16 protein-coding genes and 1 pseudogene are annotated in these 20185 nt (G+C 32.9%); 14 read left to right on the top strand and 3 right to left on the bottom strand.

Annotation, left to right across the window (positions count from 1 at the left end):
- Positions 1-52 precede the first annotated feature (52 nt).
- The 4 genes from purB (at position 53) to LNP27_RS13865 (ending at position 6499) form a co-directional block, all read left to right on the top strand.
- A complete protein-coding gene (purB, locus tag LNP27_RS13850; RefSeq protein ID WP_229942230.1) occupies positions 53-1399 on the top strand; it encodes an adenylosuccinate lyase in 1347 nt (448 codons plus the stop codon).
- Between the two features lie 183 nt (positions 1400-1582).
- Entirely contained in the window at positions 1583-3820 is a 2238-nt protein-coding gene (locus LNP27_RS13855; RefSeq protein WP_229944075.1) for a cation:proton antiporter domain-containing protein, read from the top strand.
- Between the two features lie 182 nt (positions 3821-4002).
- A complete protein-coding gene (locus LNP27_RS13860; RefSeq protein WP_229942231.1) occupies positions 4003-4608 on the top strand; it encodes an NAD(P)H-dependent oxidoreductase in 606 nt (201 codons plus the stop codon).
- A 1-nt stretch (position 4609) separates the two neighbouring features.
- Positions 4610-6499 (top strand): monovalent cation:proton antiporter-2 (CPA2) family protein, encoded by a 1890-nt coding sequence (locus tag LNP27_RS13865; RefSeq protein WP_229942232.1) that lies wholly within the window; start codon positions 4610-4612, stop codon positions 6497-6499.
- Positions 6500-6617: 118 nt separating this feature from the next.
- Here LNP27_RS13865 and LNP27_RS13870 read toward each other — a convergent pair whose 3' ends face one another.
- On the bottom strand, positions 6618-8081 hold the full coding sequence (locus LNP27_RS13870) for an aminoacyl-histidine dipeptidase (RefSeq protein WP_229942233.1): 1464 nt from the start codon (positions 8079-8081) through the stop codon (positions 6618-6620).
- A 109-nt stretch (positions 8082-8190) separates the two neighbouring features.
- Here LNP27_RS13870 and LNP27_RS13875 point away from each other — a divergent pair, with 109 nt between their 5' ends.
- Positions 8191-9252, top strand: a complete 1062-nt coding sequence (locus tag LNP27_RS13875; RefSeq protein ID WP_229942234.1) for a DUF3810 domain-containing protein — start codon at positions 8191-8193, stop codon at positions 9250-9252.
- A gap of 158 nt (positions 9253-9410) precedes the next feature.
- On the opposite strand, the gene LNP27_RS13880 is transcribed toward LNP27_RS13875, so the two are convergent.
- The gene (locus tag LNP27_RS13880; RefSeq protein WP_229942235.1) at positions 9411-10715 is read right to left on the bottom strand and encodes an NAD(P)/FAD-dependent oxidoreductase; all 1305 of its coding nucleotides are present in this window, start codon (positions 10713-10715) and stop codon (positions 9411-9413) included.
- Between the two features lie 363 nt (positions 10716-11078).
- Here LNP27_RS13880 and LNP27_RS13885 point away from each other — a divergent pair, with 363 nt between their 5' ends.
- The 9 genes and pseudogenes from LNP27_RS13885 to LNP27_RS13925 all read left to right on the top strand — a co-directional run bounded on the left by LNP27_RS13885 (position 11079) and on the right by LNP27_RS13925 (position 18059).
- On the top strand, positions 11079-11582 hold the full coding sequence (locus LNP27_RS13885; protein ID WP_229942236.1) for an RNA polymerase sigma factor: 504 nt from the start codon (positions 11079-11081) through the stop codon (positions 11580-11582).
- On the top strand, positions 11579-12178 hold the full coding sequence (locus LNP27_RS13890; RefSeq protein ID WP_229942237.1) for a hypothetical protein: 600 nt from the start codon (positions 11579-11581) through the stop codon (positions 12176-12178). The genes LNP27_RS13885 and LNP27_RS13890 overlap by 4 nt, the downstream gene beginning before the upstream one ends.
- A 203-nt stretch (positions 12179-12381) precedes the next feature.
- Positions 12382-14328 (top strand): threonine--tRNA ligase, encoded by a 1947-nt coding sequence (gene thrS / locus LNP27_RS13895; protein WP_229942238.1) that lies wholly within the window; start codon positions 12382-12384, stop codon positions 14326-14328.
- 76 nt (positions 14329-14404) lie between these two features.
- Complete coding sequence (infC, locus tag LNP27_RS13900) at positions 14405-14902, top strand: translation initiation factor IF-3 (protein WP_229944076.1); 498 nt, start codon at positions 14405-14407, stop codon at positions 14900-14902.
- A gap of 135 nt (positions 14903-15037) precedes the next feature.
- Entirely contained in the window at positions 15038-15235 is a 198-nt protein-coding gene (rpmI, locus tag LNP27_RS13905; RefSeq protein WP_022827375.1) for a 50S ribosomal protein L35, read from the top strand.
- 148 nt (positions 15236-15383) lie between these two features.
- Positions 15384-15728 carry a 50S ribosomal protein L20 gene (gene rplT, locus LNP27_RS13910; RefSeq protein ID WP_026708677.1) on the top strand — a complete coding sequence of 115 codons (345 nt, stop codon included), beginning with the start codon at positions 15384-15386 and terminating at the stop codon, positions 15726-15728.
- A 210-nt stretch (positions 15729-15938) separates the two neighbouring features.
- Positions 15939-16067, top strand: a pseudogene (locus LNP27_RS13915) (response regulator); the annotation flags it as partial.
- Between the two features lie 479 nt (positions 16068-16546).
- Entirely contained in the window at positions 16547-16864 is a 318-nt protein-coding gene (locus LNP27_RS13920) for a hypothetical protein (RefSeq protein WP_229942239.1), read from the top strand.
- Between the two features lie 388 nt (positions 16865-17252).
- On the top strand, positions 17253-18059 hold the full coding sequence (locus tag LNP27_RS13925; protein ID WP_229942240.1) for an endonuclease/exonuclease/phosphatase family protein: 807 nt from the start codon (positions 17253-17255) through the stop codon (positions 18057-18059).
- A gap of 67 nt (positions 18060-18126) precedes the next feature.
- On the opposite strand, the gene LNP27_RS13930 is transcribed toward LNP27_RS13925, so the two are convergent.
- Entirely contained in the window at positions 18127-19809 is a 1683-nt protein-coding gene (locus LNP27_RS13930; RefSeq protein WP_229942241.1) for a beta-N-acetylhexosaminidase, read from the bottom strand.
- Positions 19810-20185 lie beyond the last annotated feature (376 nt).

The raw sequence follows: 20185 nt of genomic DNA on the forward strand, positions 1-20185 counted from the left end.
CTAATTTCTAATATCTGCTTATATTTGCGACTTTCGAACAAACAACTAAACAATGACTACTTTAAACGAATTGAATGCTATATCGCCAATAGATGGTAGATATAGAAACAAGACTATTTCGCTGGCTCCATTTTTCTCAGAAGAAGCCTTAATCAAATACCGCGTATTGGTTGAAATTGAATATTTTATTGCTTTGTGCGAAGTGCCTTTGCCACAACTAAAAGACGTAAACCCAAATTTATTTGAAAGCTTACGTGACATTTATAAAAACTTTTCTACTGAAGATGCGCTGTGGATCAAGGAAACCGAGAAAGTAACAAACCACGATGTAAAAGCAGTAGAATATTTCATCAAAGATGCTTTTGAGAAATTAGGTTTGTCCCAATATAAAGAATTCATCCATTTTGGATTGACTTCTCAAGATATTAATAACACGGCGATTCCACTTTCTACAAAAGAAGCTTTTGAAAAAGTATATATGCCTTCATTGATTACTTTGACTTCTAAATTAAAAGATTTAAGTGTCGAATGGAAGGACATTCCAATGCTTGCTCGTACGCACGGACAACCAGCTTCTCCTACTCGTTTGGGTAAAGAAATTGGTGTTTTTGTAGAGCGTCTAGAAGAGCAAATGCGTTTGTTGTTTAATATTCCTTTTGCAGCTAAATTTGGTGGAGCAACTGGAAATTACAATGCACATCATGTAGCGTATCCTCAAATTGACTGGAGAAAATTTGGTGGGAAATTTGTGGAAGAGAATCTTGGTTTACACCACTCCTTCCCTACTACACAAATTGAACATTACGATCACTTTGCAGCATTTTTTGATGCATTAAAAAGAATCAACACGATCATTATCGATTTAGACAGAGATATTTGGACGTATGTTTCTATGGAATATTTCAAACAAAAAATCAAAGCAGGAGAAATAGGATCTTCGGCAATGCCACATAAAGTAAATCCAATTGATTTTGAAAATTCAGAAGGGAATTTAGGAATTGCAAATGCTATTTTCGAACATTTATCTGCTAAATTACCGATATCAAGATTACAACGCGATTTAACGGATAGTACAGTTTTAAGAAACATTGGAGTTCCAATTGGTCACACGATAATCGCATTTGAAGCGACTTTGAAAGGATTAAACAAATTATTACTAAACGAATCTAAATTTCACGAAGATTTAGAGAAAAACTGGGCAGTTGTAGCTGAAGCTATTCAAACGATATTGCGTAGAGAAGCGTATCCAAATCCTTATGAAGCACTGAAAGGATTAACTAGAACCAATGAGGCGATTGACAAAAAAGCAATTCATGGTTTTATAGCAACACTTGATGTTTCAGCAGAAATAAAAGCAGAATTAATGCAAATAACGCCAAGCAATTTCTTGGGAATCTAAGACTTATAAAATCATTAGAATCATCAATTCCCATTAAAAAGAGAAAAACACTTCTTTTTAATGGGAATTTTTCGTTTAAATCAATTCATAAAAAGTCATTTTAACAAAAAACACTATCATTAAAAAAATATTTTATATACCTTACCACAATACAAAAAACAATTATAACACGAATAAATGCCCATGAATACCGAGGAAACAGTAGCGAACGTATCGCTACATTTACAACCCTTAATTAGTGATTTAGGATTGATATTAATGACGGCTGCAGTTGCAGTTTTATTATCTAAAAAAATTAAACAACCGCTAGTTCTTGGTTATTTAATTGCTGGTTTTTTGGCAGGACCACATTTTGTATTTTTCCCTACTGTAAAAGAAGTTAGCAGCGTAGAAGTTTGGGCAGAGATTGGAGTAATTTTTCTCTTATTCAGTTTAGGACTGGAATTTAGCTTTAAAAAGTTAATGAAAGTAGGCGGAAGCGCCTCAATTACTGCTATTACACAAATAATTTCCATGATTGTCATAGGTTATATGGTAGGTCAATGGATTGGTTGGAACTCTATGGATAGCGTGTTTTTAGGAGTTATTCTCTCAGTTTCGTCAACCACTATCATTCTCAAAACGTTCGACGAATTAGGTGTAAAAACTCAAAAATTTGCAGGAATTGTTATTGGTTCCTTAATTGTTCAGGATATTGTTGCGATTTTAATGATGGTATTATTATCAACCATTGCCGTGAGCCAGCAGTTTTCAGGAAGTGAATTGATGTTATCCGTTTTAAAACTGATATTTTTCTTGACAATTTGGTTTGTTGGCGGAATCTTTTTTATTCCAACATTACTAAAAAAGGCTAAGAATATATTAACTGACGAAATGCTATTGATCATCTCGCTTGCCTTGTGCTTGATGATGGTTATTCTAGCTGCTAATGTTGGATTTTCTCCCGCATTAGGTGCTTTTATTATGGGATCTATCATTGCCGAAACTACACAGGCAGAACATATTGAACATCTAGTTAAACCGGTAAAAGATCTTTTTGGAGCAGTATTTTTTGTTTCTGTTGGTATGTTAATTAATCCAGAAACGTTGTATGAATATGCTTTACCTGTGGCTATTTTAACCTTAGTGGTTATTATTTGTCAATCTATAAGTTCTACAATAGGTGCGTTACTATCCGGATTACCCTTAAAACAATCCGTACAGACAGGAATGAGTTTATCGCAAATAGGGGAATTCTCCTTCATTATTGCAACATTAGGAATGTCTTTAAATGTCACCAGTGATTTCCTTTATCCTATTGTAGTAGCGGTCTCAGCGGTGACGACTTTTACTACTCCTTTTATGATAAAATTTGCTACTCCATTTTCTGAATTTTTGGAAGACAAATTACCTAGAAGATGGATTAAAAGAATTGAACGTTATAGTGCCAATGCACAATCAATCAAGTTAGTGACAAATTGGCAAATAGTAGTTCGGGCTTTTTTGACTCAAGTAATTATTCATTCCGTAATTATTGTAGCTATTATTCTACTATCATCTAAATATATTTTACCCTTAGTACAAGATCTAAAATTTGGAAATCTCTTTGGCGCATTAATAACATTAGTGATAATATCACCATTTTTATGGGCTCTTTCATTGCGACGTGTTGCTGTTAAAGAAGTGGCAATTTTAAGAGAGGAGCGTAAATATCGTGGCCCTATTCTCATGATGGTTTTACTGCGAATGGTTTTAACCCTTTTTTATATTGGTTTTTTACTAAATATCTTTTTCTCACCAGGAATCGCCTTTATAGCGCTGATTTTTGCTGTCGTTGTATATTTTGTTTTTCCAAAAAAATTAAATGCACAGTATGACAAAATTGAAGATCACTTTTTGAGAAATTTAAATGCAAGAGAAGTCAAGAAGATTGTCAGAAGCAGAAGTGATTTAACACCTTGGGACGGACACATGTCCACATTTACAATTGCACCAACTTCAAATGTAGTTGGCAAGACATTAAACGAATTAAAAATACGTGAACTATTAGGAGTTAATATCGCCTTTATCAAAAGAGGAGACTTTACTATAAATATCCCCACTAAAAATGAACGTTTGTTCCCAGGAGATGAGATTTGTATCATTGGTACAGATAATCAAGTCAACCAGTTTAAAGGGTATTTACATCAAAATGAAATTGAAATTCCAGAAATCATTGTATCTGATATTATCTTAAAACAATTAGAACTAAAGGAAGAGGAATTCATTGGCAAAAATATTCGTGAATCACAACTTCGTGAAAAAACTAATGCCTTAATTGTAGGAATAGAACGAAGTGGAAAGCGAATTCTTAACCCAGAATCAACAATGATTTTGGAGAAAAATGACATTCTATGGGTTGTGGGAAGTAAAAGTTTATTAAAAGCATTTTTCAAGAATTAAAGTTAAATACATTCTTTACTAAATCCTTCTAAAAATATTTTTATTTTCTGGAAGGATTTAGTGGTTTTTGAAACTAAAAATCAATCCTTTTTTTATACCTTTCAACAAATAAATCAATAAAAAACTACTGTATGTCATGCAATTACAACTTTAAAAAAAACAAATAGCAAAATCGTAAATTAATGTCTAAGAATAAAATATTAATATTATTTTCTCATCCTCTATTCGAAAAATCCCACGCAAACAAGGCGCTGGTGGATAATATTCCCATATCAGAAAACATCACTTTTCATGATTTGTATGAAGAATACCCTGATTTTGACATTGATGTAAAGCGAGAACAGCTGTTATTAAGCAAACATGATATTATTATTTGGCACCATCCCATGTACTGGTATAGCTGTCCGCCACTTATGAAACAATGGATCGACATGGTTTTAGAGCATAATTGGGCATATGGAAAAAAAGGGAAAGCATTAATAAACAAAATTATATTTCAAGTAATAACGACGGGAGGCGATAAAGAAAATTATTGCGAAACAGGAAAGGATCGTTATAGCATTCTTGAACTACTAGAGCCTTTTAATCAAACTGCTAAAGTGTGTAATATGTTATACTTACCACCATATGTCGTGCACGGAACACACAATATGACAGCAGAAGATTACGAGAAAAATGGCTTAATTTTCGGCTATTTCCTCGACTACTTGGAAAATATCAACTTAGACACAGATGAAATTTTGCAACACCATTATTTGAATGAATGGTTTGCTACAATAAAAGTTTAATATGGAGACTGATTTTTTATTACAAGCAATTATTTATTTAGCGGCAGCTGTAATCTGTGTTCCTATTGCAAAAAAACTAGGTCTGAGTTCAATCTTGGGTTATCTTCTTGCGGGAATAGTTATTGGCCCTTACGTTCTGGGATTTATAGGTCAAGAAGGACAAGACATTATGCACTTTGCTGAATTTGGAGTAGTAATGATGTTGTTCTTAATTGGTTTAGAATTGGAACCTCGCAAGTTTTGGAAAATGCGAAAATTCATTGTTGGGATGGGTTCTGCGCAACTCATAGGAACTACCGTCATTTTATTTTTAGGCTTTCTTCTTTTCATGGATTGGAGTTGGAAAACAGGATTGGCTATTTCATTAGCTTTAGCATTATCATCGACCGCGATTGTATTACAAACCTTAAAAGAAAAAGGATTGTTAAACACTTCTCTTGGGCGTTCTTCATTTGCCGTTTTACTCTTTCAAGATATTGCAGTAATTCCCATTTTAGCATTTTTACCGTTACTATCTACCGTAAATATAGAAGCTGTAAGCGAAGGACCACAATCCTTAATTGCTGGCTATCCTAGTTGGTTACAAACCTTAATTGTACTTGGCATCATATCTACTATCTACTTTGCTGGTCGTTATGTATTTGTTCCACTATTACATATTATAGCAAAAACGAGGTTGCAGGAATTGTTTACTGCTTCGGCTTTATTGCTAGTTGTAGGAGTTTCTTATTCGATGCAATTAGTAGGATTAAGTCCGGCACTTGGCGCATTTATGGCAGGAGTGGTATTGGCAAATTCTGAATTTCGTCACGAATTAGAAGGTGATATTGCTCCATTCAAAGGTTTACTTTTAGGCCTTTTCTTCCTTGGTGTCGGTGCCTCGATAAATTTTCAATTGATTATTCAAAATCCACTTTTCATATTTGTTTTTGGAGCTATTTTAACGCTTGTAAAATTCGTGGTTTTATTTTTAATGAGCCGATTCAATAAAAAAAGCTTAGACCAAAATTTTCTTTTTGCGATTGGATTGAGTCAAGCAGGTGAATTTGGTTTTGTTATCATGAGTTTCTGTATGCAACTAAGTATTATTCCTACTATTTTGGCTAATCAGGTTATGGCTGTTATTGCTATGAGTATGGTCGCTACTCCTTTTTTACTACTAATCAACGAACGCTTAATTTACCCATTTACAAGAGTCAAAGAAAAAGTTACTGAACCAAAAAAAGAAAATGATTTTATAGACGAGCCTACTCCTGTTATTATTGCCGGTTTTGGGCATTTTGGCAGTACGGTTGGGCGTTTATTAAAAGCTAATAAGGTAAAATTAACAATACTAGATTATGACTCAGAACGAATTGATCTATTGCGAAAAATGGGATTCAGGGTATATTATGGAGATGCAACACGATTGGAATTATTGAAAGCAGCGGGTTGTGAAAATGCAAAAATATTTATTGCAGCAATTGATAATCCATCGGTTAATTTACAAATGATTGAAACTTTACAGAAACATTTTCCTCATTTAAAAATTTTAACTCGGGCTCGTAATCGAAATGATGCTTACGAACTCATCGATCACAGCGTAAAACACATTTATAGGGAAACCTTATTTAGCGCCGTTAATATGGGAGTTGACGCGTTAGTTGAACTAGGCCATCGCAAATATTCTGCAACACGACAAGGGCAACAATTTATAAAATATGACGAAATTACAACACTGAAGTTGGCAGAAAAACGACATGATAAAATGGCCTACATGATCACCATAAAAGAAGAAGTCGAAATACAAGAAGAACTACTAAAAACGGATACTTATTCCCAAATTGCGGCTACAAATCATAGTTGGGATAGTGAACATTTGAAAAATAATTTAGCGGACAATAACGAATAATTTCTGTTCGTATTAAAATCTGAGCTGTTTTTTAAAATTCAAAATACCACCAAATAAAAAAGCATAATTAAAATCCTAAACGGAAATTAATTATGCTTTTTTCTATTTTCTTAGAAAACTATTTTACTGGTATGTTAGCTAAAATTTCTAATACAAATTTCCAGAACTTCTGAGAAGATGAAATACTTGCTCTTTCGTCTGGTGAATGCGCACCGTGAATAGTTGGTCCAAAAGAAATCATATCCATATTAGGGTAATTAGTTCCTAAAATACCACATTCTAATCCAGCGTGACACGCCACTACTTGTGGTTTTGCATTATTTTGTTTCTCGTAAATCCCAACCAAAATATCTAATATTTCTGATTCTGAATTAGGAGTCCATCCTGGATAAGATCCTGAAAACTCTACTTCACAACCCATCAATTCAAATGCGGAACGCAAAGCGTTAGCCAAATCAAATTTAGAAGTTTCAACAGATGAACGTGTTAAACACTGTACTACAAGTTGTCCATTACCTAAAACTACTTTAGCAATATTGTTTGATGTTTCTACAAGGTTATCAAAATCAGCGCTCATTCTGTAAACGCCATTATGAGCCGTGTACATTGCTCTCACAAAATAAAACTGCGCAATAGACGGCATCACTTTAGCAGGAGCAGCATCCATTTTTTCAAAAATAACTTCTAAATTAGGTTCAGTTGTTTTATATTCTGTTTTTATCTCGTTTACAATTTGCTGCATATCAAAAACAAAAGCTTCATCATACACGCCCGCAATAATAACTTTAGCCGTGCTTTCACGGGGAATCGCATTACGCAAACTACCTCCAATTATTTCTGAAATTTGCAATCCAAAATTATCAAAACCATCAAATAATAAACGGTTCATAATTTTGTTAGCATTACCTAAACCTTTGTGAATATCCATTCCTGAATGTCCACCTTTCAAGCCTTTTACACTGATTGTATACCCTACTGAACCTTCAGGAGTTTCCTCTTCATCATATTCTGCAGTTGCTGTTACATCAATTCCACCAGCGCAACCAATATCAATTTCATCATCTTCTTCGGTATCCATATTCAAAAGAATTTCTCCTTGAAGAACGTCACCTTTAAGATTCAAAGCGCCCGTCATTCCAGTTTCTTCGTCAATGGTAAACAAAGCTTCGATGGCAGGATGCGGAATGTCAGTGCTTTCTAGGATTGCCATCATAGCAGCAACTCCAAGACCGTTATCAGCACCAAGAGTCGTCCCTCTAGCGCGAACCCAATCCCCATCAACATACATATCGATTCCTTGTGTATCAAAATCAAAAACGGTATCCGCATTTTTTTGATGCACCATATCCAGATGGCCTTGAAGTACGATTGGTTTTCGGTTTTCCATTCCAGCAGTTGCAGGCTTGCGGATAATTACATTGCGAATTTCATCTTCAAAAGTCTCTAATCCAAGGCTTTTTCCGAAATTTTTTATAAACTCAATTACAAGCTCTTCTTTTTTAGAAGGACGAGGTACGGCATTCAAATCAGCAAACTTATTCCAAAGTGCTTTTGGTTCTAAATTTCTTATTTCTTGACTCATTTATTTTTGTTTGAAGTTTAACATTTACAAGTCACAAAGTTACAAAGTTTAAATTCCTTATGGTACTAATTGATATTGTAATTATATTTACAATTCGAAAAAACATACTGTGAAACGCAAATACATCCTTCCTTACTTTTTATTTTTTCAAATAATACTCTTGAAAATTATTCCTTACTTTCCAGAAACGGTGGAGCAGTATTATAGCAATAGATTATATCTTATTATTTCCAAAATCGAAAGAATTGTTTTAGGAAATATTCCTTTTTCAGTTGGTGATTGTCTTTATTTTATTTTGATTGTATTGGGTCTTAAATGGCTTCTAAAAAAGAGAAAAACCTGGAAATTAGACTGGAAAAATAATACTCTAGCTATTTTAAGCTTTATTTCAGTATTTTATTTTTGTTTTCATCTACTTTGGGGATTAAATTATTATCGCCAACCACTATTTGAAAAAATGGCTATTGAAAGGGAATACTCGGATGCAGATTTATTGGCTTTCACCAAAAAGATAATCGTAAAGACAAATGCTGTCCAAAATCAGATAACAAATAATGATAATCTAAAAGTCGTGGTTCCCTATTCACAAGAACAGTTTTTTGAAAAGAGTTTGAATGGATACAAAACACTTTCCAATCAATATTCTTTTTTTGATTATGAAAACACAAGTATCAAGAAATCATTATTCAGTTTGCCCCTGACTTATATGGGTTTTGGTGGATATTTGAACCCGTTTACTAACGAAGCCCAAGTAAATTATCTTGGCCCTATGTATAGGTTCCCTATGACAACAAATCACGAAATGGCGCACCAAATGGGTTTTGCCAGTGAAAGTGAATGCAACTTCATCGGATTTCTAGCTTGTATAAAAAATGAAGATTACTACATTCAGTATTCCGGTTATAGTATGGCCTTGCAGTATTGTTTGGGAAATTTATACGCAAAAGATGAAAAAATTTACGATGAATTATTAAAAACCGTAAATCCTGGTGTATTAAAAAACTATCAAGAGAGTGAACTTTTCTGGAAGCAATATGATACGATTATTGACAAAGGTTTCCATGCTTTTTATGACCAATTCTTGAAAGCAAATCAGCAGCAAGACGGATTAGACAGTTATAGTAAATATGTAAATTTGATGGTTAATTATTATAAGGACAAAGAGTTTTGAAATGATTTATGGTTGTATATTAACGATTTCAGATTTACGACCAGTGACTAGAAAATATAACTTTATTTAATAATTCATTTTAAACTTTAGATTTTAGGACTAACTACTAATCAATAGTTACTAATTCGTCTTAACATTAACTTTGAAGCGCATTCCTTCTATATCTCATCACTTATAAAAGTTGTAAAACTTTTCTTTTTGTAGGGTCTTATTATTAGTCGGCCTTCGCGGTCGAAGCGAATGTAATTGTATACCCAATTTAAGAAAACTACTGCTTTATTTTTGAATCCAATGAGAGAAAACAAATGAACAAACATCCAAACGAACCAAGCAAAAACTCCACTGAAGTGATAGTTTGGTAAATCGACAACTGCTTTATTCCTGCCAATTGTTGCCATCGAACCTTTGTCTTTATACTCAAATGCTTTCATGGTTTTGTTTTGAATTAATCTCACGAGGTTATCGCCTAATAAATCGCCTTGCTGTATAGCAGGTTGTGCCATCATAGCGTGTCCTTGTGGATATAATTCTGATTCCATCGAAGCGATGTCTCCTAATGCAAAAATATCAGTGTAGCTAAAAACTTGATTGAATTCGTTGACACGAATACGCTCTGCTTTTTCCACTACTGATTTACTATCTAACCCTGCAACGATTGCCCCTTGAACTCCTGCGGTCCATATTACAGTTGCCGTTTCAAAAATTAAATCGGAATTAGTGGTTATCGTGCGACCGTCATAATTAGTAACACGTACATTTTTCCAAATTTTCACTCCTAAATCTGTTAGAAATTTCTCTGCTGCTACTGAGGCTTTCTCACTCATAGTGTTTAGGATTCGGTCCCCACTTTGAATCAGATTAATTTGCATTTTAGCAATATCAAGATCAGGGTAATCTTTTTGAAGAATCGCTTTTTTCATCTCTGCCAAAGCACCTGAAAGCTCAACTCCTGTTGGTCCACCACCAACGAGGACAAAATTGATCAGACTATTTTGTTCCGTTGTATCTTTAGTTAAAACTGCCTGTTCAAAATTCTCTAATATCAGACTTCGAATGTTGAGCGACTGCGGTATGGTTTTCATAGCCATACTGTTGCGCTCAATTTCTTTGTTCCCAAAATAATTAGTTTTAGAACCAGTGGCAATTACGAGATAATCATAACTTAATTCTCCAATTTCAGCGATTACTTTTTTGTTAGCAGTATCAATTTCTTCAACGTTAGTTAACCTAAAATAAAAATTATCATACTCCTGAATTACTTTTCGAATTGGATAAGCAATAGAACCCGCTTCGAGTCCGCCAGTAGCAACTTGGTACATTAACGGTTGGAAATTATGATAATTATGTTTGTCCAATAGAACGACTTGCACTTTTTTATTTTTTAGCTTTTTGGCTAGTGCAATTCCGGCAAAACCCCCGCCAATGATAACTACTCTAGGTAAAGTTGAATTTGGGATATTCATATATTTTCTTGGTACTGAAATTAAGTGTTGCTAATATACGAAGTAATATTGTTTTTTGATTTCTGATTCATGATTAACTATTTTTGCTTGCAGATTTTAGAATAAGTTTTTTTTATTGAAATGGCTATTGACATTCCCATTGCTATTTACATTGATTTTCTTGAAAAGTTCTTATAAAAATAAAACGCTCTATACTAGCCGTGATTGAAGCGGCATCCCTTGCTGATTGTGTGAGGAACGACACAATAAGCGAGGATACAGCGAAAAGCAGGTTCACACTCACTTTTGAATGAAAATGTATGTGCTCCTAAAAAAAAACCGCTACTTTGTAACAAAATCTACTATTAGATTACTAACGTATATATGAGTGAAAATTTAGAATATTCTTTTGTCAAGCAACTGCGCGAAAATCAGAATATAATCCACAAAATTTGTAGGTTATATACTAACGACGACGATGCACACAAGGATTTGTTCCAAGAAATCACGATTCAGTTATGGAAAGCGTTTCCAAAGTTTAGAGGCGATAGCAAATTTTCTACTTGGGCTTACCGAGTAGCTCTAAACACTGCAATTACCCTATATCGAAAAACAAAACGTTCCATAAATACGGTTGAATTTGAAGGACGGCAGCATTTCTTGAATGACGTAGAATATGATTATGAGGAGGAAGAACAATTGAAATTAATGTACCAAGCGGTTTACCAACTAAATGATATTGAAAAAGCGCTGATATTTATGTATCTTGAAGATAAGGATTATCACGAAATATCAGAAACGTTGGGGATTAGCGAAGTGAATGCGAGGGTTAAAATGAACAGGATAAAGGGTAAATTAAAAAAAATATTAAATCCATTAGGAATATGAAAGAGCTGGATTTATTAAAAAAAGATTGGCAAAAGATTGACAATCATTTCGAGCAAGTATCTGAAAATGAAATATATAAAATGATTCATAAAAGATCATCTTCCATTGTGAAGTGGATCTTTATTATTAGTATTTTAGAATTTGTAGTATTAAATTCTCTAAGTTATTTAATGCCAAATGAAAAAACGAGCGAATCACCAACGGTCGAGCTAGTAATTAGCGTTTTAGATTATTTAAGCTACGGAGTGGCATTATTTTTCATGTATTTATTTTATAGAAATTATCGTTCTATAACAGTTACTTCGAATACAAAAAAATTAATGGAATGCATTTTAAACACCAGAAAAACAGTACGTTATTACATTATTTTTAATCTGATGCTAGTTTTTGTTGTGTCAGTAGTAGTTTTCTTTAATGAATTCCAAACTGAATCTGCAAATACTGATGGAGGGAAAATGTTCTTTATCTGTCTACTAATGTTGTTTTTTATTGCAATTTTAATTGGCGTTGTATGGCTTTTTTATCAATTAATTTATGGAATTTTATTAAAAAAACTGAATAGAAACTACGTCGAATTAAGAAAAATTGACTTGTAAAACTGATTGTTTTACAGAAGATAAGAAATACACTTTTTAAAATTTTAAAAAGTATTAATCGCTAAAAGAGTGACTGGATTCTCCATTATCACCTCATTTTTAAAATACTTCCTTATTTTGTAAAATTTAGACTAACAAACATCAGCTATTTATTGCTTGTCTTTTCCTAATAATCTATCTTTGCAGTCATAAAATTTTAAAAAATGATTAAGATTACTTTACCCGATGGGTCAATTAGAGAGTATGCTTCTGATGTAACTCCGATGGATGTTGCTAAAAGCATTAGTGAAGGATTTGCTAGAAATGTAATTTCAGCTTCTTTTAATGGTACAACTCTTGAGACCAGTACTCCATTGACAACGGACGGAAATCTTACATTATTCACTTGGAATGACGAGAATGGTAAGAAAGCTTTTTGGCATTCTACTTCTCACGTCATGGCGCAGGTTTTAGAAGAAATGTATCCAGGAATTAAATTAACTCTTGGGCCAGCAATCGCTAACGGATTTTACTATGATGTAGATTTTGAAGATCATAAAATCACAGATGCTGATTTCAAAAAAATTGAAGACCGCGTCCTTGAAATTGCAAGAGGGAAACATGAATTTAAATTACGTCCTGTTACTAAAGCAGAAGCTTTAGAATTATACAAAGACAACGTTTATAAAACAGAACTTATTACTAATCTTGAAGACGGAACAATTACATTCTGCGATCATGATACCTTTACTGATTTATGTCGTGGTGGTCATATTCCAAACACTGGAATTATCAAAGCGATGAAAATCATGAGTGTTGCGGGTGCCTACTGGCGTGGTGATGAGAAAAATAAGCAGTTGACTCGTGTTTACGGAACATCATTCCCTAAGCAAAAAGATCTTACAGAATATTTAGCGCTACTTGAAGAAGCAAAACGTAGAGATCATAGAAAACTAGGTAAAGAGCTTGAATTGTTTGCTTTTTCTTCTAAAGTAGGACAAGGTCTACCGTTATGGTTGCCAAAAGGTGCTGCTTTGAGAGAGCGTTTAGAGCAATTTTTGAAAAAAGCACAGAAAAAAGCAGGTTACGAACAAGTAGTTACACCACATATTGGTCAAAAAGAATTGTATGTAACTTCAGGTCACTATGCAAAATATGGTGCCGATAGTTTTCAACCCATAACTACTCCGCATGAAGGAGAAGAATTTTTGTTGAAACCAATGAACTGTCCACATCACTGTGAAATCTATAATGTAAGACCATGGTCTTATAAAGATTTGCCAAAGCGTTACGCTGAATTTGGTACTGTTTACAGATATGAACAAAGTGGTGAGTTGCACGGTCTAACGCGTGTACGTGGGTTTACTCAAGATGATGCACATATTTTTTGTACCCCTGATCAGCTAGATGAGGAATTCAAGAAAGTAATTGACCTTGTACTTTATGTATTTGGATCTTTAGGTTTCGAAAATTTCACAGCTCAGATTTCGTTAAGAGACAAAGAAAATAGAGAAAAATACATTGGTACCGATGAAAATTGGGAAAAAGCAGAAAATGCTATTATTAGCGCTGCTGCCGACAAAGGATTAAATACTGTTATTGAATATGGTGAAGCTGCTTTCTATGGTCCAAAATTGGATTTCATGGTAAAGGATGCTTTAGGAAGACAATGGCAATTAGGTACAATTCAGGTAGATTACAACCTGCCAGAACGTTTTGAATTGACTTATAAAGGTTCTGACAACGAATTACATAGACCTGTGATGATTCACAGAGCGCCATTTGGTTCAATGGAACGATTTATTGCGATATTATTAGAGCATACAGCAGGAAATTTCCCACTGTGGTTAATGCCAGAACAGGCTATAATATTGTCTTTGAGCGAGAAATATGAAATATATGCGAAAAAAGTTTTAGATTTGCTAGAAAATCACGAAATTCGCGCCCTCATTGATAACAGAAACGAAACTATAGGTAAGAAAATTAGGGATGCCGAAATGCAAAAAATCCCTTTTATGCTTATCGTAGGTGAAGAAGAAGAGAAAAATGGAACGATTTCTATCCGCCGTCACGGTCAGGAAGGAAAAGGAAATATTACAATTACAATCGATGAATTTGCTGCAATTGTAAATGATGAAATCAGCAAAACATTAAAAGTATTTACAGTTTAACTTAAATTATAAAGTCATAGCAATAAGAAGCAACAGAGGTTACCAACCTCGCGTAGAAAAAAAAGATGCCCACAGAATAAACGGACTTATTCGTGGTATACAAGAAGTACGACTTGTAGGTGAAAATATTGAGCCTGGAGTTTTTAAACTTACAGAAGCTTTAAGATTAGCAGATCAATTCGAACTGGATTTAGTTGAAATTTCGCCTAATGCAGAGCCTCCAGTTTGTAAAATCATGGATTACAAGAAATTTGTTTACGAACAAAAGAAACGTGATAAAGTTTTAAAAGCTAAATCGACTCAGGTAACTGTAAAAGAGATCCGTTTTGGACCTCAAACAGATGAGCATGATTATGAGTTTAAGAGAAAAAACGCAGAAAAATTCTTAAAAGAGGGTTCTAAATTGAAAGCATTCGTTTTCTTTAAAGGACGTTCCATTATCTATAAAGATCAAGGTCAAATCTTATTATTAAGATTAGCAACAGATCTAGAAGAATTTGGTAAAGTAGAAGCGATGCCAGTTTTAGAAGGAAAGAGAATGATCATGTTCATTGCTCCTAAGAAGAAAAAATAGTATTCAGTTTACAGTGCTCAGTGTTCACTTTTAAAATCTTGAACTTGAAACCTTAAGCTTGAAATAATATAATGAGCTTGCTTCACAAGCTCGCAAAGATAAGTAAGTAAGAATAAATTAAAACACTAGGAAAAAATGCCTAAAATGAAAACCAAATCTAGCGCCAAGAAACGTTTTAAAGTTACTGGTTCTGGAAAGATTAAAAGAAAGCATGCTTTTAAAAGTCACATCTTGACTAAAAAATCTAAAAAACGTAAATTAGCATTGACACACTCTGCGCTAGTTCACAAAACAGATATGAAAAGCATCAAACAACAATTAAGAATTATCTAATAAAAGTTTCCAGTCTTAAGAATTAAGTAATAAGACTAAAGCTTAGAGATTTCTTTAGGTTAAAAAAATTTAAAATAACCTTGGAGTATGGCCATTAAGTGCTTTTGATTAAATTCAAGCCGCCTGCTACAAAAAAAACAATAAAATTATGCCAAGATCGGTAAATTCAGTTGCTAAAAGAGCAAGAAGAAAAAAAATAATGAAGCAAGCCAAAGGGTTCTTTGGTAGACGTAAAAACGTTTGGACAGTTGCTAAGAACGCGGTAGAGAAAGCAATGTGCTACGCTTACCGTGATAGAAAAGTGAATAAAAGAAATTTCCGTGCATTATGGATTCAACGTATCAACGCTGGAGCTAGATTGGAAGGGATGTCTTATTCTCAATTCATGGGTAAAGTGAAAAAGAACAATATCGAATTGAACCGTAAAGTTCTTGCAGATTTGGCTATGAATCACCCAGAAGCTTTCAAAGCAATACTTAATAAAGTAAAATAAACGTTTTATCAACATAATTTAGATTACTTACTTACACAAACCCCATCCGCATAGCGTGATGGGGTTTTTTATTCATAACGAATTATGAAATGAAAGTAATCAATAGATCATAATTTAAATATTTTAGTACAATAGCTTTCAAAAAAAAAAATCTGTCATTTACACAACCGTTGTAATCATTCTTACGCTACAGTTTTATTCATGTGATAAAAAAATTCTGGCATTATTCCAAATAGTAATAGCAGTTAAGAAAAACGGATTAACAGATTGAAAATTTACTTCAAAGCCAATAACAACGTGCATTTGATTGCCATTACAAATGATTTAGGATTGATCTAAATTGTTAATACAACAGCGCAAAACGCGTGATTTCATTGCTACTCTAACTTCTTTACCGAGAGAAAATCACCAACTCGTTATTACTTTTTTGAGTTCTATTAGGATTCATGATGTACTAAATTAATATACCATTAAGACCCTAATACAACGAATGTTTTTTAGCTTTTTTTGACAAATTAAATCAGTCAAAGCCATTCTTACACTTTTATTATTAGTTCAAACTATATTCTTTATATTTAGTAAGGATTACAGATTAGCTCCTATTTTTAAAACCACACTAATGTTGGTACATTCATTTTTTTATACTTAAAAAAATAAAAACAAGGCGTTTACGGTTTCCCGTAAAGTAATGCGTTTTAGTTATACTAGTTTTGATTTACTGAAATCATTAATATAAAACCAGAGTATGCAGAAAAGTGAATCAAATTACGTTTGGGTAAGTCTAAAAACAATATTTGACACCTGTAGTAAATAAAAATATGAGAAAAATAATAGCCATAGGACTATTGATGCTTGTTGCCTTATTTACAAGTCCAATCCAAAAACAACACATTCAAAAAACACAAACAAATTATTTCAAAATTCATATTAAAGTAAACACTCCAGAGATATCCATTAGCCAAAATAAAAAAAAACAACATCATAATAACAATGCTTCTTTAAATAATATTAATAGTTTTTATGAAAATCCAAAATTTGATTTAATACAAAATCTCACCAATACAAATAAAAAGCATATCACCTCTAGACATAAAAAAGGTAAGATTGCTTATATCCAAAAAACTACAACTCCATAATAGAAATATGTACTTGACTCAAAAAAAGTACACTCTTTCTATTTTCCCAACCTCATTAAGACAGGAATGAATTATCAATGATGAAACTAAATCTATTCTTTTTAATACAAGTAGGAATAATAATTTTAGGTGGAGTATTCATTGTCTATTTAGTATATCACATTTGGAAGAATAAATAAAAAACGATGAGTTTAGAAATTATTTAAATTAAACAAAAAATCAAAATTAGTAATAAATACTATCTCCAATTTTCGATAGTCCTAGACAAAATTATTTGTTCAGAATCTAATTCGTTAAAACCTACTCATACCTAATAAACACTGCTTTTTTTTCTTTTTTAACTATGAATCAACGTTATTTGAATATAATTAAGCATCAAATACATTTCATGAAATTCTTCCTTACTCTCCTACTCTTTCTAATATGCTTTTTTGGATTCTCTCAAACAAAACTCCTTTCTTGGAACATTCAGAATTTTGGCAAATCAAAATCTGAAGAAACGATAAGTTTCATTGCTAATACTTTGAGAAACTATGACATTATAGCCATACAAGAGGTTGTAGCAGGTCATGGCGGAGCTCAGGCAGTAGCAAGACTGGCAGATGAATTGAATCGTAAAGGAGCAAAATGGGATTACACCATTAGCAACCCAACAAGTAGTAGTGCTTATAAAACAGAGCGCTATGCTTTTATCTGGAAAACTAGTAAAGTAAGAAAAATAGGGAAAGCTTGGCTGGAAAAAAAATACAATTTGGAGATTGACAGAGAACCCTATTTCTGCACGTTTCAATATGAGAACAAACAATTTACTGTAGTTAATTTTCATGCTATTACTAAGAACAAACAACCAGAAACCGAAATTAAATACTTTAAATTTTTACCAGATCAATATCCTGACTTAAATTTAATTTTTGCAGGAGATTTCAATTGTCCCCAATCGTACACCGTTTTTAATCCTTTGAAAAAAATGGGATATGAGTCCGTTTTTATTGGCCAAAAAACATCTCTAAAAAAAGAGTGTAAAGAAGATGCCTGTTTAGCATCAGAATTTGACAATATCTTCTTCAAGTCTTTAAAAATAAATCATCTAAATTCAGGAATTATTCCCTTCTATAAAAGCTTTACTACACTAAAAGAAGCTAGAATAATTTCAGATCATATTCCGATATGGTTTGAGTTTTCAATTCTTAACTAAGAATGAGTAAATAAAAATGCCCTCACAAAAAATTGGAGGGCATTTTATTTTAATAATTAGTTCAAATTTACATTTTTATTTTATTTTCATTTTTTGGCAACACCACATCTAAGGCGTTATTTTCTTTAAAATAATTAGCTCCCCACATATCATAGCGTTTTTTCTGAGTTTCAATTTTAATTTGAAAATCAGGCCAGTTTTTGGTTTTCTTTGGTGACCATAATACTTCGCTTAATGCACTCAAACGAGGAAAAATCATATACTCTACTTTGGCAGGATTTTCCATATATTCTGTCCAAACATTTCCTTGAGCTCCCAAAACGTATTTTGCTTGTTCTGCATTCAATTCTTTAGGAACAGGCTCGTAGCTGTAAATTTTTTCCAATGAAGTTAATCCTCCAATAGTAAGTTCTTTATCATTCTTGGTTTGTGAATGATCAAGATAAACATGGCTTCCAGGAGTCATAATCACTTGATGATTTTCTTTAGCAGCAGCAATTCCTCCTGCTTCACCTCTCCAACTCATTACGATTGCATTTGGCGCAAGCCCACCTTCAAGGATTTCGTCCCATCCAATTAATGTTCTACCATTTTTATTAATGTATTTTTCCATACGTTGAATAAAATAGCTTTGCAATTCATGTTCATCTTTTAAACCTTTTTCCTTTATTAATTGCTGACAAAATGCACTTCTTTTCCAAGCATCTTTTGGAGATTCATCACCACCAACGTGAATGTATTTTGAAGGAAATAAAGCCATTACTTCATCAAGAACATCTTCCAAAAATTTAAAAGTGTATTCAGTGGGTGCATATACATCCGTAAAAACGCCCCAAGTTTCTTGAACTAGTTTCACTCTTCCATTTGCCAATTCTTGCTTACTTTTTTCAGAGATAACATTAGCTGGAATTTCTGTTTTTTCGTCTGGAAAACAGCTTAACATAGGATACGCAGCAATTGCAGCACTACTGTGACCTGGCATTTCGATTTCTGGAATTACCGTAATAAAACGATCCGCAGCATACTTAACAATTTCTTTCACATCCTCTTGCGTATAAAATCCACCTTCTGGAGTATTGTCACTTGCAGTCCCAGGATATCTACCTACAATAGAACCATTTCTCTTAGAACCAATTTCAGTCAATTTTGGATATTTTTTAATTTCAATTCTCCAACCTTGATCTTCAGTTAAGTGCCAATGAAAATAATTCAATTTATGCAACGCTAAATAATCAATGTATTTTTTAACGAAAGAAACTGGAAAGAAATGACGCGCTACATCTAGCATAGCCCCTCTATATTCAAAACGAGGTTCATCTTTTACAGTAACTGCTGCTATTTTCAGAGCATTGCTTTTTTCAACTGGAAGCAATTGAATCAAGGTTTGCATTCCGTAAAAAGTACCAATATCAGAATTACCTTCAATTACAACTCCTTTACTATCACTTTTTAAGCTATACCCTTCCGCTTTTAAACCTTTGATATTTTTAAGGCTATTAAATTTGATATAATCTTTAGTTGCCTTTTTTACGATTGGTAGTTTAAAACCATAATAATCTGACAAATACAAATTCAAAAAAGAAGCACTAGCCTCATCGATTTTACTAGAAACAACCAAGCTGGTTTTTGGACTAATGACAAAACTTCCTACGTTTGTAGTAACTTCCACCGGCTGAGGAATAATTTTTACTTCTTGTGCAAAAGAGATAGCACTACATAAAAGAAGCGAAAACAATAATGATTTAACCATATTTTTCATTTTTAATTATTAATACTTGACAATACAAATCGAATATAAAACATTTTAAACAAATCGTCGAACAGTGCCTACCAGTTTATTATTGGCACAAGCTAATTAGCAGTATTTTGAGCGATTTACAACTACAGTATAATTTTAACAAATGAAATAAAATTGAACTAGTCTTTCAGTGCTTTATAAAATTGTAAGCAATCGCTTGTTTGTACTTTTATCCCATAAGCCAAAAAACATATAGAAATACAAAAGCTGAGAGGTATCAATGACAATTGCCTTTTATACGTAAATACCATTATTGCAAATCTATTTAAGATTCAAATAAATTGAATCACTACAGAACTATTTATAGTAAAAAAGTGTATTTTACTCC

This window comes from Flavobacterium galactosidilyticum (assembly GCF_020911945.1).
Classification (GTDB): domain Bacteria; phylum Bacteroidota; class Bacteroidia; order Flavobacteriales; family Flavobacteriaceae; genus Flavobacterium; species Flavobacterium galactosidilyticum.